General features: G+C 72.2%; 17 protein-coding genes. 11 read left to right on the top strand and 6 right to left on the bottom strand.

The window, feature by feature from the left end; all coding sequences use genetic code 11:
* Positions 1 to 85: 85 nt before the first annotated feature.
* The 3 genes from WCD41_RS14810 to WCD41_RS14820 all read left to right on the top strand — a co-directional run bounded on the left by WCD41_RS14810 (position 86) and on the right by WCD41_RS14820 (position 1,437).
* Complete coding sequence (locus WCD41_RS14810; RefSeq protein ID WP_337714175.1) at positions 86 to 328, top strand: helix-turn-helix domain-containing protein; 243 nt, start codon at positions 86 to 88, stop codon at positions 326 to 328.
* A 232-nt stretch (positions 329 to 560) separates the two neighbouring features.
* Positions 561 to 884, top strand: a complete 324-nt coding sequence (locus WCD41_RS14815; protein ID WP_337714176.1) for a DMT family transporter — start codon at positions 561 to 563, stop codon at positions 882 to 884.
* A 1-nt stretch (position 885) separates the two neighbouring features.
* The gene (locus tag WCD41_RS14820) at positions 886 to 1,437 is read left to right on the top strand and encodes a TetR/AcrR family transcriptional regulator (RefSeq protein WP_337714177.1); all 552 of its coding nucleotides are present in this window, start codon (positions 886 to 888) and stop codon (positions 1,435 to 1,437) included.
* A 22-nt stretch (positions 1,438 to 1,459) separates the two neighbouring features.
* On the opposite strand, the gene WCD41_RS14825 is transcribed toward WCD41_RS14820, so the two are convergent.
* The gene (locus WCD41_RS14825) at positions 1,460 to 3,418 is read right to left on the bottom strand and encodes a 3-oxoacyl-[acyl-carrier-protein] synthase III C-terminal domain-containing protein (protein ID WP_337714178.1); all 1,959 of its coding nucleotides are present in this window, start codon (positions 3,416 to 3,418) and stop codon (positions 1,460 to 1,462) included.
* 112 nt (positions 3,419 to 3,530) lie between these two features.
* Here WCD41_RS14825 and WCD41_RS14830 point away from each other — a divergent pair, with 112 nt between their 5' ends.
* Together WCD41_RS14830 and WCD41_RS14835 are read left to right on the top strand one after the other, a co-directional pair.
* Positions 3,531 to 5,459: an ABC transporter ATP-binding protein gene (locus WCD41_RS14830; protein ID WP_337714179.1), complete on the top strand. Its 1,929-nt coding sequence runs from the start codon at positions 3,531 to 3,533 to the stop codon at positions 5,457 to 5,459.
* A gap of 12 nt (positions 5,460 to 5,471) precedes the next feature.
* On the top strand, positions 5,472 to 5,858 hold the full coding sequence (locus tag WCD41_RS14835; protein WP_337714180.1) for a YchJ family protein: 387 nt from the start codon (positions 5,472 to 5,474) through the stop codon (positions 5,856 to 5,858).
* 18 nt (positions 5,859 to 5,876) lie between these two features.
* Here WCD41_RS14835 and WCD41_RS14840 read toward each other — a convergent pair whose 3' ends face one another.
* A complete protein-coding gene (locus tag WCD41_RS14840; RefSeq protein WP_337714181.1) occupies positions 5,877 to 6,368 on the bottom strand; it encodes an SRPBCC family protein in 492 nt (163 codons plus the stop codon).
* An 86-nt stretch (positions 6,369 to 6,454) separates the two neighbouring features.
* The gene (locus WCD41_RS14845) at positions 6,455 to 7,528 is read right to left on the bottom strand and encodes an SDR family oxidoreductase (RefSeq protein ID WP_337714182.1); all 1,074 of its coding nucleotides are present in this window, start codon (positions 7,526 to 7,528) and stop codon (positions 6,455 to 6,457) included.
* Between the two features lie 235 nt (positions 7,529 to 7,763).
* Between WCD41_RS14845 and WCD41_RS14850 the strand changes: the two genes are divergently transcribed.
* The 3 genes from WCD41_RS14850 to WCD41_RS14860 all read left to right on the top strand — a co-directional run bounded on the left by WCD41_RS14850 (position 7,764) and on the right by WCD41_RS14860 (position 12,254).
* The gene (locus WCD41_RS14850; RefSeq protein ID WP_337714183.1) at positions 7,764 to 8,672 is read left to right on the top strand and encodes an alpha/beta fold hydrolase; all 909 of its coding nucleotides are present in this window, start codon (positions 7,764 to 7,766) and stop codon (positions 8,670 to 8,672) included.
* Between the two features lie 415 nt (positions 8,673 to 9,087).
* A complete protein-coding gene (locus tag WCD41_RS14855) occupies positions 9,088 to 9,291 on the top strand; it encodes a hypothetical protein (RefSeq protein WP_337714184.1) in 204 nt (67 codons plus the stop codon).
* 71 nt (positions 9,292 to 9,362) lie between these two features.
* Positions 9,363 to 12,254 carry a TIR domain-containing protein gene (locus WCD41_RS14860; RefSeq protein ID WP_337714185.1) on the top strand — a complete coding sequence of 964 codons (2,892 nt, stop codon included), beginning with the start codon at positions 9,363 to 9,365 and terminating at the stop codon, positions 12,252 to 12,254.
* Between the two features lie 17 nt (positions 12,255 to 12,271).
* Here WCD41_RS14860 and WCD41_RS14865 read toward each other — a convergent pair whose 3' ends face one another.
* On the bottom strand, positions 12,272 to 12,751 hold the full coding sequence (locus WCD41_RS14865) for a hypothetical protein (RefSeq protein ID WP_337714186.1): 480 nt from the start codon (positions 12,749 to 12,751) through the stop codon (positions 12,272 to 12,274).
* Positions 12,752 to 13,017: 266 nt separating this feature from the next.
* Here WCD41_RS14865 and WCD41_RS14870 point away from each other — a divergent pair, with 266 nt between their 5' ends.
* The 3 genes from WCD41_RS14870 to WCD41_RS14880 are packed head-to-tail and all read left to right on the top strand — an operon-like array spanning position 13,018 to position 15,394.
* A complete protein-coding gene (locus WCD41_RS14870) occupies positions 13,018 to 13,740 on the top strand; it encodes a GMC family oxidoreductase (RefSeq protein WP_337714187.1) in 723 nt (240 codons plus the stop codon).
* Positions 13,737 to 14,531, top strand: a complete 795-nt coding sequence (locus WCD41_RS14875) for a GMC family oxidoreductase (RefSeq protein ID WP_337714188.1) — start codon at positions 13,737 to 13,739, stop codon at positions 14,529 to 14,531. Before WCD41_RS14870 ends, WCD41_RS14875 begins: the two co-directional genes overlap by 4 nt.
* An 8-nt stretch (positions 14,532 to 14,539) precedes the next feature.
* Entirely contained in the window at positions 14,540 to 15,394 is an 855-nt protein-coding gene (locus WCD41_RS14880) for an SDR family NAD(P)-dependent oxidoreductase (RefSeq protein WP_337714189.1), read from the top strand.
* Positions 15,395 to 15,425: 31 nt separating this feature from the next.
* Here the strand turns inward: WCD41_RS14880 and WCD41_RS14885 are convergent, their stop codons facing one another.
* Both WCD41_RS14885 and WCD41_RS14890 read right to left on the bottom strand, forming a co-directional pair.
* Entirely contained in the window at positions 15,426 to 15,689 is a 264-nt protein-coding gene (locus tag WCD41_RS14885) for a hypothetical protein (protein ID WP_337714190.1), read from the bottom strand.
* A 254-nt stretch (positions 15,690 to 15,943) separates the two neighbouring features.
* Complete coding sequence (locus tag WCD41_RS14890) at positions 15,944 to 19,783, bottom strand: HEAT repeat domain-containing protein (RefSeq protein ID WP_337714191.1); 3,840 nt, start codon at positions 19,781 to 19,783, stop codon at positions 15,944 to 15,946.
* Positions 19,784 to 20,035 lie beyond the last annotated feature (252 nt).

The following is a 20,035-nucleotide window of genomic DNA, read 5'->3' on the forward strand; positions in this document are numbered from 1 at the left end:
GCCCCGCGGCGTGCGGTGCGATGGAGCCCGGCGGGGCCTCGGGACACTCCTGACGCCACCTCGGCCGCGGAGAAGGAGCTCGGAGATGACGTCAGCGAACGGCTCGACGGCGCCGGAGCCCACGTCGAGGTTCACCCCGGAGGAGGACGCCGAGGACCTCGGCCGCCTCGTCGGGGAGACACGGGCGATGCAGGGCGTCAGCGCGGCGGAGCTCGCGCGCCGCGCCGGCGTGACGCCCGACGACGTGCTCGACTTCGAGGCGGGGCGCGTCATCCCCGCCCGGCCGCCGTTCGCGGCCTACATGGCGGCCCTGGGCTTCGAGGTCTGACAGCGCGGGGGCCGGCCCGGCGCCGATCGGCCCGGCTGCCCTGGTGAACCCGACCGACCAGCACCCGGTGTACGCGGCTGACGTGCGGTCCGGTTCGCCGCACCTCGTCGACGTGCGGACCGACCTCCGGACGAATCACTGACACCGATGTGACCCGCTCGACGCGGAACCTGGGCGATCGACCGAGTATCTTCTTGGTCAGGTGCTCCATATTCTCGCGGGAGGTGCGGACATGGCGTGGGTGTTCCTGGCGCTGGCGATCGCGTCCGAGGTCCTCGCGACGGTCTCGCTGAAGCTCTCCGACGGCTTCTCCAAGCTGGTGCCGTCGATCATCGTCGTGGTCGGGTACGTCGTCGCGTTCTTCCTGCTGTCCCAGGCCCTCTCGCGCGGCCTCGACCTCGCCATCGCCTACGGGATGTGGGCCGCGGCCGGCGTCGCGCTGGTCGCCGTCATCGGTGCGGGCTTCCTCGGCGAGAGCCTGAGCTGGGTACAGGCGGGCGGCATCGTCCTGGTGATCGGCGGCGTCCTCGCCCTCGAGCTGGGAGCGACGCACTGAGATGGGTGACGAGATCACCGACGGCCGTCTCCTCAAGGGACAGCGCCGCCGCCAGGCGATCATCGCGGCCACCATCGCGGTGATCGGGCGCTCCGGGCTCTCCGGGGTCAGCCAGCGGGCGGTGGCCGCCGAGGCCGGCGTCCCGGGCAGTGCGGTGTCCTACTACTTCCCCACCGTCGACGGCCTGCTCCTCGCGGTGATGGTCGATGTCAACGACCGCTACATCGCCGACCTCGAGCGCTGCCTCGCGCAGCCCGACCCGCTCGACGCGCTCGCCGAGCTCGTCGTGGGCTCCGGCAGCGACGCGTCGCGCGGCACCACGGCGGCCGAGTTCGAGCTGTTCATGCTGGCCGGGCGCGGCGAGCGGTGGCGTGACGAGTACCGCCGGTGGGTCGACGCGCTGGAGCGCTTCTTCGCCCGCTACGTCGACCGGGAGGCCTCGTCGCTCGCGTCGGTGACGATCGACGGGCTCATCCTCCGGATCTACTGCTTCCCCGCCTCGCTCGGGGTCGCCGACGTGCGGTCCCTGCTGCGGTCGATGACCGGGGCCTGAGAGAGCACCGTGCGGCGGGGCCCTACTCGCCGAAGGCCACGCGGACGTCGTCGGTCGTCGTCCGGGTCTGCGGCGCCGGGGCTGCGCGTCCGGTCTCCCCCGGGTCGAGCACGACCTCGTCGGCGACGATCGCGGGATCGAGGCGGAGGACGGCGTAGCCGCCGACGGCGCCGGCCCCGAAGCCGGGCGCGAAGACCCGCGTCGGGCGGTCGATCGCGCCGTCGCGGACGGCGTCGTAGAGGGCGATGGGGATGCTCGCCGCCGACACGTTGCCCATGGACTCGATGTCGAAGTAGAGCTGGTCCTCCGACAGGCCGGCCTTCGCGGCCAGGTCGAGGATCATCGTCTTGTTGGCCTGGTGCGGGACGATGAGCTCGATGCTCTCGAGCAGGCTGCGGCCGGCGTCGTCGGGGTCGGTCTGGTCGGAGAGCTCGCCGAGCATCTGGTCCAGGTAGCGCTGGACCAGCGACTTGACCTCGGGGCCGTAGACGGTGATGTCGTTGTCGAACTCCGGGTTCGGCCAGATGATCGAGTTGACCTCCGACACCGGCCCGCTCGCGTAGGTCTGCAGGACCTCGACGTCCACCGGGGCGCCCTCCCCCGCCGGCGCCACGACCATCGCCGCCGCGCCGTCCCCGAAGATCATCCTGGACGTGCGGGCACTCCCGATCTTGTCCGAGAACTTCTCGACGCAGACCAGCAGCACCGGCCGCTCGACCTCCTGGATCTGCCGGACCGCCTCGGCGAGCCCGTAGGGCAGGCCGGCGCAGGCGGCGACCATGTCCATCGACGTGTGGGTCTGCGCCAGCCCCAGCTCGCCGGACACCCACGTGGCGATGGAGGGGATCTGGCGGTTGCTGGTGCAGGTGCTGACCAGGACCGCGCCGATCTCGTCGGGCGCCCGGCCGGACTTCGCGAGCGCCGCCCGCGCGGCGTCCAGCGCGAGGTGGTGCGGCTCGCGGGCCGTGTAGCGCCGGCGCCGGATGCCGGTCTTGCGGGCGATCTCGTCGGCGCTCATCGGCGACCACGAGAAGCTGGCGTTGCGGATGACGTCGACGTTGTCGCACACGTGCTCGCCGCGCACGATCGCCAGGGCCTCCAGCGACGGCCCCACCCGGAAGGCCTCGCGCACCCGCACCGGCGGGAACGGCGTCCGGGGCGGCACCGCCTCCACCGGGGCCCGCGGCGTCCCCGCGGCCGCCGGGCCGGCCTGCTTGACCCGGTCGATGAACGCCGCGACCTCCCGGTCACGGGGGTGGAAGGTGACGACGAAGTCGTCCGGCCCGATGTCGGCCGGGTGCCGCAGCGTCGTGCGGGAGCCGTCCCACGGGTAGAGGTTGTGCAGCACCATCGACCAGCGCATCAGCGCCTCGAGCTCGGGCACCTCCTCGTCGGCGTCGAAGATCTCGTCGACCGGGAAGAGGTGGTGGTCCGGGTCGTGGTCGGGCATGACGAAGGTCAGCGCGTCGGGTCGGGCCAGGAACTCGGCGACGGTCGGTTTGATCGCCGGGAGCTCGGTGGCGTGGTGCAGCTTGTGCCGGAACACGTCGAAGAGCAGGGCGAAGACCCGGTCCTCGGCGTCGGCGGCCCAGCGTGTCGGCAGCTCCTGGTAGGCGCGCTCGACCGCCGCGACCTTGCGCTCGCGGTCCTCCCACGGCGTGAGCACCGGGAGGAAGACGTCGTCGCGGTGCCGGGGGACGTCGCGCCACCGGGTCGGGCGCTTGTCGAACATCGTCATCGAGTACCGGTTGACCCAGAACAGGTTCTGGCCGAGGTCACGCAGCAGCTCGAACCGGCTCGGGTAGGAGCCGCTCTCCACCCGGTGGAGGATGTCGGTCCCCGTCGGGGCCTTCGCCTCGAAGTCCCGCTCGATGACCGCGGTGAACTGCTCGAGCGTGTCGAGGACCGTGAAGTCCAGCTCGCCGAAGAAGTTGGCCGGGAAGACGAGTCGACCATGGCGGTTGATCACGAACGGCTTCACGGGCCACCCCCTGGAACGTCCACCCTAGAAGAGCGCAGGGGCTGCGGGACTCCGCTGCGCGGCGGATCATCGGGGACCGCTCGAGTGGGCCGAGCAGGAACCGAGGACGGCGATGGTCACCACCACAGCACCGGCGGGCACGGCCTCCGACGATCCGCCGTTGGGCCGGCGGGTCGTCGCGCTGTTCGCGCCCTACCGGGGTCGGCTGCTCCTGATCGGCCTGGCGATCCTCGTGACCGCCGGGCTCGGCATCGCCAACCCGTTCCTCACCCAGGCCGTCTTCGACGACGCCCTGTTCGCCCCGGACGGGCCGCGGCTGGGGCTGCTCACGGCCCTGGTCGCGGCGATGATCGTGATCGCCCTGGTGTCCGGGCTCATCGGCGTCGGGCAGACGTACCTGACGACGGTGCTCGGCAACCGTGTCATGCAGGGCCTGCGGGACCGGCTGTTCGCCCACCTCCAGCGCATGCACCTGGGGTTCTTCACGTCCACGAAGACCGGGGTGATCCAGTCGCGGCTGGACAACGACGTCGCCGGCGTCCAGTCGGTGGTCACCGAGACCGCGTCGTCGATCCTGGGCAACGTCGTCACCGTCGTCGCGTCGGTCATCGCGATGCTGGCGCTGTCGTGGCAGCTCTCGCTGGTGGCGTTCGTGCTCATGCCCGTGTTCATCGTGCTGCAGATCCGCGTCGGACGGGTGCGACGCAAGGTCGCGGCGAACACCCAGGCGTCGCTGTCGGACATGTCGGCGATCACGCAGGAGTCGCTGTCGGTGTCGGGGGTGCTGCTGGCGAAGGTGTTCGGGCGCCAGGACCACGAGATCGAGCGCTACCGCGCCGAGAACGCCCGGCAGACCGACCTCCAGGTCCGCCAGACGATGACCGGCCAGTCGTTCTTCGCCGTCGTCCAGGCGTTCTTCGCCATCACCCCGGCCGCGGTGTACCTGGTGGCCGGCTACGTCGGCACGGGCTCGGGGGCGGCGCTCCTGTCGGCCGGCACGCTCGTCGCGTTCACCACCCTGCAGAGCAGGCTGCTGTTCCCGGCCGTGCAGCTGCTGCGGGTGTCGCTCGACGTGCAGACCTCGCTCGCCCTCTTCCAGCGCATCTTCGCCTACCTCGACCTCGTCCCCGCCGTCACCGACCCGCCCGGGGCGCGCACCCTCGACAAGCAGCACGCCCGGGGGTCGGTCGAGTTCCACGAAGTCTGGTTCGGCTATCCCCGCTCCGAGGAGGACTCCCCTCCGGACGGCGCCCCTCCGTCCGACGAGGACCGCGAGCCGACCTGGGCCCTCCAGGACCTGTCGCTGCGCATCGAGCCCGGGCAGCTCGCGGCCGTCGTCGGACCCAGCGGCGCCGGGAAGACGAGCCTGTCCTACCTCGTGCCCCGGCTCTACGACGTCGACCGGGGCGCGGTGCGCCTCGACGGCATCGACGTGCGGAAGCTGACCCAGGCCTCGCTCGCCCAGGTCATCGGCATGGTCACCCAGGACACCTACCTCTTCCACGCCACGATCGCCGAGAACCTGCGCTACGCCGCACCCGACGCGACCGACGCCGAGCTGGAGGCGGCCGCCCGGGCCGCCAACATCCACGACCGCATCGTCGGGTTCGAGGCGGGCTACGAGACCGTGGTGGGCGAGCGCGGCTACCGCCTGTCCGGGGGCGAGAAGCAGCGCCTCGCCATCGCGCGGGTCATCCTCGCGAACCCCCGGGTCCTGATCCTCGACGAGGCGACCTCGGCGCTCGACACCGTCAGCGAGCGGCTCGTCCAGCACGCGCTCGAGACGGTGATGTCCGGGCGCACCACCATCGCCATCGCCCACCGGCTCTCGACCGTCCTCGCCGCCGACGTCATCTTCGCGATGGACGGCGGGCGCCTGGTGGAGCACGGCACCCACGCCGAGCTGCTCGCGCAGGGCGGGCTCTACGCCAAGCTCTACGCCGAGCAGTTCGGCGCCGGTCAGGTGGAGGCGCGCTGCGCCGACGGCGTCCGGTTCCGCGACGGTGCCGTGCTCCGCCAGGAGCGCACCGACGTCGCCTGAGAGGATCCCGCCGTGCCTCCCCGACCGTGCCCGTGCGGCCTGCCGGAGCCGTTCGCGTCGTGCTGCGGCCGCTACCTCGGGGAGTCCGGCACCCCCGCCCCCACGGCCGAGGCCCTCATGCGCTCGCGCTACACGGCCTTCGCGCGCGGCGACGTCGACCACCTGCTGCGGACCTGGCACCCGTCGACCCGCCCGACGACGCTGACCCTCGACCCCGCGCTCCGCTGGACACGGCTCGAGGTGCTCGACCGCGTCGGCGGCGGCCTGTTCGACACCGACGGCACCGTCGAGTTCCGCGCCCACCACCGCGAGGGCCCGACGACCGGGGTGCTGCACGAGCGCAGCCGTTTCGTCCGCGACGCCGGGCAGTGGTTCTACCGGGACGGCACCGTCCGCTGACCCGACACCGCCTCGGGGTCAGCCCGCCGTCTCCCGGACGTCCGTCCCCTGCTCGGCGAACGCCTTGAAGTCCTGCATGTGCTGGCGCGACTGCTTACGGAACACACCGCGCATCAGGGGCGCCGCCAGCCGCATCGGCAGGCTGCTGAACCGGTACTCGTTCTCGCTCGCCCAGAGCGTCGTCCCCGGGCCGGCTTCGGTCAGCCGCTCACGTGCGGCGTTCCACATGCCCTCGGCGACGATCTCGCGGTCGTAGTGGACGACGACGTCGCCCGGGATCGCGTGGAGGTCGGCCGGCTCCCGACGCGTGACGGTCTCGGTGCACTCCATCTCCTGCTGCCCCATCCGCAGCACGACACGTGACTCCGTGCCGACCTGCCCGTGCACCCCGGTCACCGGCTCGTGGCGCACCAGGCCACGCAGCCACATCGGCAGATGGGCGGGGTCGGCGAGCAGCTGGGCCACCTTCTCCCGCGGCAGCGCGACCTCGATCGAGACGGTGTACTTCATGGCGGAGCGGCTCCCGGCGTCCTGGTGGTCGGATGCACCTTGCCGTCGCAGCCTATATCAGCTTGCGCTTATACGGTCGTGCACCGTCAGGAGGGCACGACCCGCTCGGCGCGGAGACGCTCGAACACACGGGAGAAGGCGTCGAGGGTCCGGGTGTAGCCGGTGAAGCCGGCGAGGCGGGACTTCGTCATGTCCGTGACGCACTCGATGTCCCGGCCGAGGTCACCGTCGGTGTGCCAGAAGGACGCGACGCGGTCGAGCTGCGACTCGCGCAGGTCCTCGCGCCCGGCGATCCGCTCCCAGACCGACGCCATCCCCTCCATCTGCTGCTCGAGCGGGGCCGGCTCGCCGTCGAAGCCCTCCGGTGTCACGTGGAGCAGCTCGGCGAGCCGGGGCCACATCCAGCGCCACCGGAAGACGTCGCCGTTGACGACGTTGAAGGGCTCGTTGCGGGCGGCGGGCGTCGTCGCCGCCCACAGCATCTGGTCGGCCAGCTGGCCGGCGTCGGTCATGTCGGTGAGCCCGTGCCACTGCTGCGCCGAGCCGGGGAAGCGGAACGGGCGGCCCGTCTCGCGGCAGATCGCCGCGGCGGCGGCGAGCGTGGAGCCGACGTTCATGGCGTTGCCCACCGCGAAACCGATCATCGTGTGGGCGCGGTGCACGCTCCAGCCGAAGCCGTGCCGCTCCGCGGCGGCGAACAGCTCGTCCTCCTGCGCGTAGTAGAAGTTCGGGGCGTCCCGGCGCGGGGTGTCCTCGGTGAACGGCGTCTCCGGGAGCTCGCCCTGTCCGTAGGCCTCGAACGGACCGAGGTAGTGCTTGAGCCCGGTCACCAGCGCGACGTGCTCGACCGTCCCGTCGGCGCAGGCCGCGTCCAGCACGTCGCGCACCAGGGCGCCGTTCACCCGGATGTTCTCCTCCTCGGTCTCCTGCCGCGACCAGGCGGTGAGGAAGACCGACGTCGCCTTCGTGCCGGCCAGCGTCGCCCGCAGCGCCTCCGGGTCGGTGAGGTCGGCGTGCAAGGGCGCCACGCCGGGCACCGGGGACGTGCTGCCGCGCGAGAGCCCGAGGGTCTGGTCGGTGTGCGGGGCGAGACGCTCGGCCAGGGCGTGACCACCGATACCGGTGACGCCGACGACGAGCGGGCGGTCCAGGGCTGACATGGCGATCCTCCAGAGGGGACGGGGTCGTGTCCCCGGGTGCACCCGGCCCGCCCGTCGCGAACCGTGAGCAGGGCCATCACGTCGCGCGCCGACCGTCGATCATCCCGAGGTCGTGACCGCGCCGAACTCGATCCGGGGCATCGGACCGAGAACAATCCGCCCGGTCGACGTGCTCCGGGCCGGACCGCGCCGCAGCCGTCCATGTCGCAGCCCCAGCCGAGCCGAGGAGCTCCCGATGGACCACGACACGCACACCGACGAGCGCGAGTACGTCAGCGAGATCGCCGAGACGGCCCTCGGCCCCGTCGAGCACGCCGTCGTCGGGACCGGGTCACCGGTGGTCGTCCTGCACGGCAGCCCCGGCGGGATCGACGCCGCGGCCCTGATGGCGCGCATCCTGCCCCCCGACCGCGTCTCGGCGATCCTGCTCTCCCGGCCCGGGTACCTCGGCACCCCGCTCGACGGCCGCGCGACCATCGACCAGCAGGCCGATCTCGTAGCCGCGCTCCTCGATCACCTGGCGATCGACCGCGCCGGCGTCTACACCTGGTCCGGCGGCGGTCCCGCCGGCTACCGCCTCGCGGTCCGGCATCCGGATCGGGTGTCCGCCCTGGTCGCCGACGCCGCGGTGAGCCGGTCCTACGAGGTGGGTCACCAGGACGTCGCCACCCGGCTGATGTTCACCACCGCCCCGGGGCAGTGGCTGCTGCGGCTGATCGCCGCCCACCAGCCCGAGCAGTACATCCGGTCCGAGCTCGCCGCCGAGGGCGACCTCACCCCGGAGCAGCTCACGCAGCGCGTCGAGAAGGTCCTCGCCGACCCGGCCAAGCGCGACTTCGCCCTCGCGCTCGGCCCCACCGCCGTCCCCGACGCCCACCGCCGCGCGGGCTACCGCAACGATCTCGAGCAGTTCGCCGCCATCTCCTCGCTCGAGCTCGAGAAGATCGGCGCGCCGACGCTGGTCGTGCAGGGCACCGCCGACAGCGACCTCCCGCCCGCCCAGAGCACGTTCGCCGCGTCGACGATCCCCGGCGCCGAGCTGCTCGCCCTCGACGCCGGCACCCACCTCGCGCTCTACACCCACCCCGACGCCGCCGCGGCCCAGGCGCGCGTCGTGGACTTCCTGACGCGCCGCGGGCAGTGACGGCCCGGACCGCGGGCGACACCGGTCACGGTTCGGACACGACTGGTCGCAGTGTGCTCACACCTGGTCGCTCGGGAGCGAAGGACTCCAGGGGCCTCGCCGCCCCCGAGGCGTCAGGGAGGTGCCGTGGGCGACGAACGTCTGGTTCGGGACCCCTTCGAGCGCCCGATGCCGCGACGCCGGCCGCCGGGCCGGCCGGCGCTCGACCCCGGCGCGATTCCCGCGACGCCTCCGGAGGCGGCTCCCGGAGACGACGAGGACGGGAGCCCCGACACCGCGAGCACCCTCACCCCACACTGAGCATCCGTGGTTCGTTCGGCGTCCAGCCGTGGTGAGACCCGGGCCGAACGGGCATGCACCACCAGCAGGTGCTGGCCCAGGCCCGGCGACCAGGCGCATCCACGAGGTGGTCCCCATGCCCGCGATCACGTCGCAGGACCTCGGGAAGGTCCTCGCCCGCAGCACGAGAACGGTCGCCGCGGCACGGTCCGCCCGGGACCGGTCCCGGGAGATCCGGATCGAAGGACTGGTGCGGCGGCTGCGCCCGGCCCCGACCAGGATCGACCGGGCCAGCGAGACCGTGCTCCGGGCGCACCTCGGTGGCGCGCCTCTGCGGTAGCGATCGGCTCCCCGCGACAGGACCCTCCCCCACTACGGTGTCGATCTCCGCCGTTGCACGGGAGGGATGCCGTGGCGAGATCGTCCGAGCGCTTCGACGTCTTCCTGTCCTACGCGCGCGAGGACGAGAAGCAGGCGCGCGCGCTCGAACTCGGCCTGCAACGGCTGGCTCGGCCCTGGTACCGGGTCCAGGCCCTCCACGTCTTCCGGGACCGGACACACATGGTCGCGGGCGGGTCTCTCGACGCCGAGTTGCTGGAACGGCTGGAGCGGTCCTCGTGGCTGGTGCTGCTGGCGTCGCCCGACGCCGTCTCGTCCGAGTGGGTGCCCCTCGAGCTGCAGTGGTGGTACGACCACCACCGTCGCAGGGACGGCGAGATCGAGCGCTTGATCATCGTGCGGACCGACGGCGAGTTCCGTGCCGGTCCGACCGGCATCGACTGGTCCGCCACGACGTGCCTGCCGGAGGTCCTCCGAGACGCCCTCCCCAGCACGCCGATCTGGGCAGAGCTCCCTCGGCCACTCCTGGCGCAGCACGATGTACAACGAGCGGTGGATGCGGCCCTCCGTCGCCGACGGTCCACCGAGCGGGACGACGCCGACGTCCTCCGAGACGCCCTGCTCGACGTCGCCGCCCCGGTCCACGACGTCCCCCGTCCGCAGATGGAAGGTGTCCACCGGCGCCGTCGACGGACGACCTGGGCCACGGTCGCCGGCGCGGCCCTGCTCGTCGTCGCGCTCCTGCTCACCGTCGTCGTGGTCGCCGGCCGCGCCGACGAGCAACGCCGGGCCACCGCGGCCGCCGGACTCCTCCAGCAGGCCGCGTCGCTCCGCGCCGGCGACCCGCGCACGGCGCTGGCGCTCGGGGCTGCGGCGGACGCCCTGCACAGCAGCCCCGCCACCCGGGCCGGGCTGGTGACGACGATGACCGCGAGCCCGTATCGCGGGCAGGCGTCAGGGGAGGCACTCGCCTTCGCTCCGGATCGCCCGATCGCCGCCACCGTCGACGGCGGGGTCACCATCCTGTGGGACGTGTCGTTGCCGGGGCCGGCGCGCCGGCTCGGCGCGACCACTCCGGACACGCGGCACGACGCCGTGAACGTCACGTTCGCGCCCGTCGGTCCCCTCCTCGCGATCACCACGGCGACGGGGTCCGTCGAGCTCGTCGACCTCACGAGGCCCGCCGGTGCCGTTCCCTTGGGGCGCACCCCGGACATCCGCGAGCCGTCGTCAGCACCGGTTCCCGTCGCCTTCACACCGGACGGCCGTGGCGTCGTCCTCGTGCCGGAGGGCGGGTCGCCCGTGATCTGGCACGTCGACGGCGACACCCTTCGTGCCGATCCGGCGCTCCCCGGCCCGCCGACGGCGACGCCGCCCCTTCCTGCGCCGTTCGCGTCGATCGCGGTCTCCTCCGGCGGGCTGCTCGCGCTCGCCGACGGCCCTGCGGTCGCCTTGTGGGACCTCCCGACCCGACGGCGCCTGCCCGGCATCCCGGCCCGGGGTGGTGACGACGTCTCGGCGCTGGCCCTCTCCCCCCGCGGGCTGCTGGCGGTGTCCGGCTCGAGCGGCACGACGCTGTGGGACCTGCACGCGCCGGCGACCCCGCAACCGCTGTCGGACATGGATGCCGAGGACGGCGTCGTCACCGCCGTCGCGCTCAGCCGGGACGGGACCACCATGGTCGCGGGCAGTGTCAACGGCTCCACCCGGGTGTGGGATCTGCACCGGCCGAGGTCCCCGACGCCCGTCGGGCCGCTCAACCGAGGTCGGACCGAAGCGGTCCGCACCGTGGCGATCTCCGCCGACGGGGCGATCGTCGCGAGCAGCGGCGACGATCGCCGGTCCCTGCTCTGGAACGCGCGCGACCCGGCGCTGCCCGTCGCGACCAGCCCACCGGTGCTGGGGAACGACATCGGCGCCGACACGGGCGAACAGTTCCAGCGAACTCCCGATCTCGCCGCCGACAGCGACGGCACGACCACCGCGGTCTCGGACACCGCCGGCGTCGTGTCACTCGTCGACGTCACCGCCCGCACCCCTCCACGCCCGGTCCCGGTCGACCAGACCGCCATCGATCTGGCGATCACGCCCGACGGCCGGCAGCTCGCCGTCGCCGGCGACACCGACATCGCGGTCTGGGACACGACCAGGCTCACCGTGGCACCGATGCGAACGGGTGAGCAGGGCGTGCCGGAGGTGGGGGCGCCGGCCGCCGTCGCGATCTCCCGGGATGGTCGGCTGCTCGCCGCCGCCTTCGACAACGGCGACGCGCAGCTGTTCGACATCGTGACCGGCCGTCCGGTCGGGCCTCCGATCACCGGACGGGACGTCGCGGTCGTCGGCTTCGTGCCCGACGGCCGGACACTCGTCCTCGGCTCCTACACCGGGGAGACCAGCCTGTACGACGTCGACCCGAGAGGTCGCACCACACCGGCCGATGCGCCGCTTCCCGGGCCGCCTGAGTTCCGCAACGCCGTCGACGCCGTGGCGTTCTCCCCCGACTCCGCGACCCTCGCCACCGTGAGCCAGAACGGGACCGCCGTGGTGTGGGACGTGCGCGACCGCGATCGACCGACGGTGGTGGGCGTCCCGCTCGGCGCGACCGCGGGCACGGAGCTCACCGACGTCACCTTCTCCCGGGACGGAACGCTGCTGCTCACCCTCGGCAGCGACAGCACCATCAGGGTGCTCGACGTGACCGACCTCGGTACGCCCGTCCCGATCGGTCAGCCGGTCGCGGTGACCGCGCTCGGACCGGGCGCCCTCACCGCCCTCGCCGACGGCGACACCGTGATCGCCGGAGGCGGACCGGGTGGGCTCGCGCTGATCGACCTCAGGCCGATGCTCGATCTGCGGGACTCGGCGCGCGAGCGGGCCTGCGCCATCAGCGGGGGCGGGCTGAGCCGCGCCGAATGGGCTCGCTACCTACCGGACGTCGACTACCTCGACTCCTGCCACGAGTGACTCGGCCCGGACGGACGTCAGGGGCTCGGGATCGCACGGACGATGAAGTCGCCGGCGGTCGACGCGGAGAACCGGTCGGTCGCGGCGGTCTCGCACGTGATGTCCTGCGCGTTCGAGAACTTGACCGGGTCATGCGTGAGGAGACCGTCGCCGCTGTCGCGGAAGTAGATGTTGGTGCGGTTCCCGTCCCCGGGCCCGCCCTCAGTGCTGTCGAAGTTGACGCAGAAGATGTCGGAGCCCTCGCGGGGCGCGACGACCTCCAGGACCGGGCGAGGTCCCGTGGAGTTCCCGTCGGCGTCCCCGATCATGACGGTCCCGGAGCCCTGCCCGCCGACGCGCCGAGCGTCGATGGTGAAGACGAGGCCTCCGGACTGCGTGACCGCACCCTGCACGGTGAAGTCGCCCGTGGGACCCCCGCCACGGGGCGGGGTCGGCGTGCCCCCGCACTCGTGCTCGGGATGTGCCTCGCACGCCAGCGCGGCCGGAGCGAGTGCCACGGCACTCGATCCCCCGGCAACCGCTGCAACGATCAGCGCGGCCCCCACCGCTGCGGCACGCGTCCTCAGCGTCATCCGTTCCCCCCATCGTGGACTCCGTCGTGTCCAACGCACGGGGGATGTCGTGGTTACTGCGTCCGGGCCCCGCCAGCCGCCCGGTGAGCCGGGCGGGATCGGACGGTCCTCACCCGAGCATCGCGTCTTGACCGCCGACGGGCGGGGGCTAACGTCGGTCTCCCCTGACCGTGGTGGGCGGGAGGCCGGAGATGACGTACGACCTCGTGATCGTCGGTGGTGGGTCGGCCGGCTGCGTGCTGGCGAACCGGCTCAGCGCCGATCGGGACCGGTCGGTGCTGCTGATCGAGGCCGGGCCGGACTACCGCTCGCCGGCGGAGCTGCCCGAGGACATCGCGGGCGCCGCCTACGCGCCGCAGACCCACGACTGGGGCTACACCGCCGAGCCGGACGCCTTCGGCAACGCGGTCGCCGTGCCCCGGGGCAAGGTCATCGGCGGCTCGTCGTCGACGAACTACTGCTTCGCCATGCGCGCCCGCCCGGCCGACCACGCCGCCTGGGTCGAGCGCGGGAATCCCGGGTGGGGCTACGACGACGTCCTGCCGGACTACCGCGCGATGGAGTGCTTCGCCCACGGGGCCGACGAGTTCCACGGCCGCTCCGGCGTCTACCGGATCACCCGGGACGGCTGGCAGGACCTCGCGCCGACGGCGGCGGCGAGCGCGAAGGCCGCGGCCGCGCTCGGCTACGCCGAGGTGGACGACGTCAACGCGCCGGGTCCACCGGGCTTCGGCCTGGCTCCGCTCAGCGCCGTGGACGGCATCCGTCAGAGCACCGCCGACCTCAACCCGGTCCGCGAGCGCGAGAACCTCGAGGTCCGGGGCGGCGAGGAGGTGGAACGGCTCCTCGTCGACGGCCACCGCGCGGTCGGTGTACGCCTGCGGTCCGGCGAGGAGATCGCAGCCGGGGCGTGATCCTCGCGGCCGGGACGTACAACACCCCGGCGATCCTGATGCGGTCCGGGATCGGACCGGCGGACCACCTGGCCGAGCTCGGCGTCGACCTGGTCCGCGACCTGCCCGGGGTCGGGCAGAACCTCACCGAGCACCCCGTGATGTGGAACATCCACGCCGCGCGCCCGCCGGACACCTCGACGGCGCCGATGTTCCAGACTGCGCTCAGCGTCCGGCACGACCCGGCCGACCCGGACTACGACCTGCACGTGCTGCCGACCGCCGCGGTCCCGACCGCCGCACTCCCGGAGGCGTTCGTCCCGCCGGTCAGCGAGCACCCGACCGGCTGGGACATGATCTTCTTCGTGGCCTGCGTCCAGCCGCGCTCGCGCGGGGCCGTGCGGCTGCGCTCGGCGGACCCGTCCGACGCACCGATCATCGACCTGGGTCTCTACACGCACCCGGACGACGCGCCGCGGGTCGCGGAGGCGGTGCGGGTCGCGCGCCGGCTCGCCGCGACCCCGCCGCTGTCCGAGCTGCTCGTCGGTGAGCGCGCGCCCGGTCCCGACGTCGGCGACGACGCCCTCGCCGACGCGGTGCGCCGAGCACCGTCGCACTACAACCACGCCTGCGGCACCGCCCGGATGGGCCCGGCGACCGACCCGCAGGCCGTGGTCGGCAGGGACTGCCGCGTGCACGGGGTGGACGGACTCGCCGTCGTCGACGCCTCGGTGATGCCGACGATCCCGCGCGTGCCGACCAACCCGACCACGATCCTCGTCGCGGAGCGCGCGGCGACGCTGCTGCGCTAGGAGATCGCGTGGACTCGCCGGCGGACAACCCGCGCGCCCTGCCCGTCACGGTCATCGTCGGCGCGACCTCGAAGTGGCAGCCCGACGGGCCGAACACGCGGTTCGTCCACGGCCGCGAGGTCGGGCAGGACCTCCCGGTCGAGCGTCGCTGGGGGCTGGGCGGGGCGCTGGCCCACCGGTTCGCCCGCGAGGGCCACCACGTCGTGCTGACGACCCGCCGTCGCGCCAACGCGGAGTCGCTCGCCGCGACGATCGACCAGGACGGCGGCTCCTGCTCCGTCGTCGAGCTGGACGTGGGGACGGCGTCGTCGGTCGCCGACGCGTTCACCACGATCCGCACGCGGGCGGGCGACCCGGAGGTGCTGATCTACAACGCCGGGTACATGGCGGGCCGCGAGCTGCCCGAGGACCAGGAGCTCCTGGAGCACTTCCCGGACGAGCTCTTCGAGGAGGCCGTGGCGACCGCGTGCCGCGGCCCGTTCCTGGTGGCCAAGGAGGTCCTGCCCGCGATGCGGCAGCGGGGCTCGGGCTCGATCCTGTTCTCCAACAACCAGTACTCGCTGCGCGGGCGGAAGCGGTCGACCGGCCAGTCGCTCTACTACCCGCGGACCATGATGCGGGCCCTCGCCCAGGCCCTCACCGAGGAGTACTCCGAGCACGGCGTCCACGTCGCCAACGTCGTCGTGGACGGCTTCATCGACTCGCCCGGGACGCGGGCCCTCCCCGCGCTGCAGGAGCGCCCGGACCTCCTGATCGACCCCGTGGCCATCGCCGACGCGTTCCACTACCTGCACCGGCAGGACCGGTCGTGCTGGACGCACGAGCTCCAGCTCACCGCAGCCTCCGGGCCCGTCAGCGTCTGAGGGCCTCCCCCGGCGTTCGAGAGTCTCGTCGTCAGTACCGGGTCAGCCGCCGGCGGTTCCCCACCACGCTCCGGTGGACCGGAGCAACGATCGCGCCCACGAACCGCGCGCCGTCCCTCGGCGGCGTCGTCACCGCCGCCACGGCGGCCTGCCCGAAGGCATCGGCCTTCTCCTGGACCATCCTCACCAGTTCGCGGCGTTCCCGGGCGTCCGGCGGCCACCCACCCATCGCGATCCGGGCCGTGCGGTAGCCGACCACCACCGGCACGGACACCGAGATCTCGAGGAGCTGCATCCACGGCCGCACCCAGCTCGCCCGGGATCGAGGACGCACCGTGCTTCGTCGCGGTCATCCGTTCCACGGTACGGACCGCCGTCCGAGGCACCGCTGCGCTCAGGGTCCGCAGTACCGTCCGGACGTGTTCGACGGGGATGAGATCGTGCTTGCGCTGCCGACGTCCACCAGCTCCGGGCATCGCCACATCAGCGGCTAGTTGTCGTGACCCGGGACAGCTAGCGCCTCAGGAGCCCCGGCAGAGGCTGGCAAGATCATTGCACGTCGTGCGGCGCGGTGGCTGCGATGGCAGCTGCCAGCACGGCCCGGGCGCGACGTCGCGCACTGCGGGGCAGAGCGCGAAAGTGCCGCGCCGCCAGCACCTCGGCGGCTGAGATCACATCAGCAAGAGCCTCCGGCGAAAAGTCCTCCAAGCGATCGACCAGCAGCTCCAAGTCTTCCGGGAAAGGGCGTGCGACAAGGGCGTTATACGCAGCGATCCGGGTCTTTCTCGCGCCTGATGTCCGCATCTCGAGCAGAAGGTCGACCGCGCCAGGCACGCGGCATCGGACAAGGGCGTACGCCGCCTCACGCCCCTCGTAACCATTCTGGGTGGCGGAACGGCTCCCGAGGGCGGCGACCACCGCCTCGGGCTCGACCTCGGCCAGAGCGCGAGCCGCGGCCACGTGAGGCGGCGGCCCAGCGTGAAGGAAGAGGCGTCGACGGGGGGCCGTATGGTCGCCCGCGTGGTCGCCGTCAGCCGTCGTCGTCTCCTGATGCAGACACGCGAGGAGGGCCTCCCTCACTCCGGGGTCCGCCCGACCCCGTAGGCCCCCGATCGCCGACACCACAACACCGGCCAACTCTCCCGGTCGTCTGATGCACTCCACGAGCGCAGCAACGAGCCGTACATCGTGACGGTCAGCGCACGCATGAGCGGCGTGACTGCGGACCGCTGGGTTCGGGTCCTGCATCGCGACGAGCAGCGCGTCGTCGAGATCCATGGGTTGCCGCTCGATCACGATCTCGAGGGCATCCGCCCGGACGTCGTCGTCACGGTGGGCCGTCAGAGCTGTCACGCGGGCGAACAGGACCTCGTCGCGCTGGCCGCGGGCCGCCTCCAGCGCGGCCAACACGACGTCGCGGTCCGGGGAATCCATGAGCTCAACGAGGTCCTCGTCGATGCCCTCAGGACGCAACGCGCGCAGCGCCCGAGCGGCCCGCTGCTGAGCCCTACCGGGGCTCCTCAGGCGCTGGAGAAGTTCCGTGGTCACTGCTGGGGTCGCAGCTGGAGGGCCCTTGTCCTTGCCGAGGTCCGCGAGGGTGTCGCTCGAGTCGATCACCAACCGTAGGTAGGCGGCTGTGAGCAGCGGATCGCGACAGCCACTTCTGGTGAGAGCCGCACGGGCTGCCTGCGCGTCGCGCTGACGACGATGACCTGCGTCATCACCTCCCCGCGCAACGTCGTCCTGTGTTGCCGCATATTCGAGGTAGCGGCTCAGCCGCCCGAGGAGCGGGCTTTCCAGGCGCGGATCCACCGGGGCGTCAACGATGTCCGCGGCGGCGGCCGCGACCTCCGGGTCGTCGTCGGCCAGCCCCAGAAGAATTAGCGGTGTTGCATCGTCGCCGCTTCCGTGGAGGACCGGATAGGCCGCGACGCGCACGGGAGATGGCTGATCTGCCCTCAGGTACGGCGCGACTGCTTCGTGAAGCTGCGCCGGCGGGAGCGTGGCGAGCGTGTCGATGCACGCCGCGCGGACGCGGAAATGGTCGGAGAAGACTTGAGCGATGAGCTCGTCGCGCACGCGGACCTGGAAGGGCCTTCCCGCCAACGACTTTGCGGCCTCTGCCGCCACCTGCTCATCTTCGTCGCCGAGTCGGGCCAGTAGGTGGGCAGTGGGGTCCGGGGTTCGCACGCCCCCAAGGCTTCGTACCGCAGCAAGCCGCAAGGAGGCGTCCTCGTCCTCGGTCAGGCCCAGCAAGACCTCGACGGCGCACCGCGCGAGTACGGGCACACCGCGCAGTGCCGTCACGGCGGCCCATCGCAGGTGTGGATGCCTGAGAGTCACCTCGAGGGTCCTCTGGAGGTCGCGCTGCTCTTGATAGCGGAGCAACGTGGCCGACTCGGGATGCTCGGAGAGGAGCCGGATCGCCGACAACGCCGCGTGGCCGAAGGCATCGTCACCGGCCCCGTGGAGCCGCGACACCAGCTTCCTGACCTCGTCGGCCCCGAGGAGACCTCCCAGCATGGAGATGACCTGAAGCCACTCGGGATCGAACCACAGGTGACGTTCGATGATCTCCCATCGACGTTGCTCGTCGAGCGTGGAGAGGTGACGGGCAGCGAGGTACTCGGCGAAGGTGCGGTGCACGAAGAGGTAGCGGGCCGGGCGCCCCCCGGACACATCGCCTTCAGGAACGATGAGCCCCAGGTCGACCGCGAGCTGTTCGATCAGCCGGTCCGCGCGAACCCCGAGTTCGGCGAAGGACGGCTGGTCCCGCAAGGAGCGGGCGAGCGGGCGATGCGGCATCAAGTCCGTCCAACCGCCGTCGCTGTCGGCGAACTGAAAGGCGATCCCGGCGGCCAGTTCCAGCAAGGCCTCGTCGTCGCTCCGTGACCGGGCAGGGACACGGTGCGGTCGTTCGAGGAACCACAGCAGCATTCGCTCGTAGAGCGCCGCCCGAGTTCGGGGGACGTCTTCGCCGGTCTCGGCCAAGGAGCAGAGGAGGGCGAGCAGGAGCGGGATCCTGGCCATGCCGGAGATCGCCGGGTCGGCGACGGCCGCGATCAAGTGGGCTTCCTCGAGTGCGCCCAGTCCCCAGGTCCTCGCGAAGGCGAGGACCTGTTCGTCTGTGAACGACAGCAGCTCCACCTCGACTGACGCCCCATGCTCGGCCGGGGTGTAGCCCGCGATCCTGCTGGTCAGGATCAACTGCCGTTCGCCCGGCCGCTGGCACCAGTCCGCGAGCGCAGCACGGATTCGTCGCCGTGTCTCGTCGTCGGGCACCTCGTCGAGCCCGTCGACGAGCAGGTGAGCCTGCCCGGCGTCCACATGCTGAGCGAAGGCACCCATCGAACGCTCCGCGAGCCATCCCCTGGCGACGAACTGCCGGGCCACGATGGACCCGATGGAGCGCTCAAGGACCTCAGCCAGCTGGTCAGCGCGGATGGGCACCGGAATTGGAACGCTCTCCTCGTCGCCGAGGCAGCCGAGAGCCTCCTGAGCCAACCGGATGGCCTCGGTCCGCATGAGCCACGACTTCCCCAAACCGGGATCGGCGAGCACCACGAGGTGACGTGCGGACGTCCTGAGCTCTTCCCACGAACGCGCCGCCAGCGGGTCCTCCGCAAACTCGCCGCTGGACTCGACCGGAGAGCGGTAGGCACGGCCGGTGATCGGTTCACCGGCGCTCGAGTTCGCCTGGCGCCGCGTGGCTCGGACCCGTACGCGCTGGTCGAGGCTTGCTGCCTTGCCGCGCGGCAGGAAGCCGGGCAGCTGGTGGCGGGACTCGTCGACGACGCCGTCCAGATACGCCGCGAGAACACCTCTATACCAGGACGGGTCGCCGGACTCCTGCCCCTTGCCCCAATCATGGGCTGCCGGCGGCAGCACCGGCACGGCACCCAGCGGTGGTTCGACCTCGCCTGGCTGACTGGTCAACAACCGCAACAGCGGCTTCGCTCCGGCCACGGAGAGCTGGTCGATCCGGTAGACCGTCGTCGAGGCCGGCGCCAGGAAATCGGGGACGTCACCCACGGTCGCGCCGGGCAGGATCACCGGAACCCAGCGATCAAGTTGCTGCAGATCGGCATATACCGCATCTCGAATCAGCCGAGCCTCGTACTGGACTCCGCGCCCCTCGTCCGGCCCAGCACGCCCCTCCGCCCGGCGCCGGTAGGCCGGGGACGCCACGATCAGGACGTGATCAGCTTCTCGGATCTGCTCGGCCATCCACTGCGCCCAGTCCGCCCGCCGCTGGGCCGCCACCGTGTCCAACTTTGCGTCGATCCCGCAATCGCGGAGGAACAGCCACAGATTCCGCACGAGCCGCACATGCTCGTCCGATTCATGTGCGTAGGAGATGAATACCCGGGTCGCCCCCGACTGCCCCACCGACCGTCCCGCCGTCCTCCCCGGCAACTCTCACCACGGCAAGTCTCCATCACCGAAATCTCGCGGCGTCACAGACCCTCGGAACCGGCTGGACCCGCGGCAAGCAGATCTTGCTGCGCGCGTGAACGTGCCAGGTAATGCGGTGCGATGTTCGGCGTGACCTCGGCGCGGCGACCCGGCCGACGAGCGCCTCGTCCACCGCGTCCGACGCCCGCTCCCTCGCCACGGGACCGCGCTCAGTGACGGCGGCAG

Source organism: Actinomycetospora aeridis, from assembly GCF_037400275.1.
Classification (GTDB): Bacteria; Actinomycetota; Actinomycetes; order Mycobacteriales; family Pseudonocardiaceae; genus Actinomycetospora; species Actinomycetospora aeridis.

Coding starts and splice junctions, on each gene's coding strand:
- WCD41_RS14810 (WP_337714175.1), top strand. CDS start 86: ATGACGTCAGCGAACGGCTCGACGGCGCCGGAGCCCACGTCGAGGTTC.
- WCD41_RS14815 (WP_337714176.1), top strand. CDS start 561: ATGGCGTGGGTGTTCCTGGCGCTGGCGATCGCGTCCGAGGTCCTCGCG.
- WCD41_RS14820 (WP_337714177.1), top strand. CDS start 886: ATGGGTGACGAGATCACCGACGGCCGTCTCCTCAAGGGACAGCGCCGC.
- WCD41_RS14830 (WP_337714179.1), top strand. CDS start 3,531: ATGGTCACCACCACAGCACCGGCGGGCACGGCCTCCGACGATCCGCCG.
- WCD41_RS14840 (WP_337714181.1), bottom strand. CDS start 6,368: ATGAAGTACACCGTCTCGATCGAGGTCGCGCTGCCGCGGGAGAAGGTG.
- WCD41_RS14845 (WP_337714182.1), bottom strand. CDS start 7,528: ATGTCAGCCCTGGACCGCCCGCTCGTCGTCGGCGTCACCGGTATCGGT.
- WCD41_RS14850 (WP_337714183.1), top strand. CDS start 7,764: ATGGACCACGACACGCACACCGACGAGCGCGAGTACGTCAGCGAGATC.
- WCD41_RS14855 (WP_337714184.1), top strand. CDS start 9,088: ATGCCCGCGATCACGTCGCAGGACCTCGGGAAGGTCCTCGCCCGCAGC.
- WCD41_RS14870 (WP_337714187.1), top strand. CDS start 13,018: ATGACGTACGACCTCGTGATCGTCGGTGGTGGGTCGGCCGGCTGCGTG.
- WCD41_RS14885 (WP_337714190.1), bottom strand. CDS start 15,689: ATGCAGCTCCTCGAGATCTCGGTGTCCGTGCCGGTGGTGGTCGGCTAC.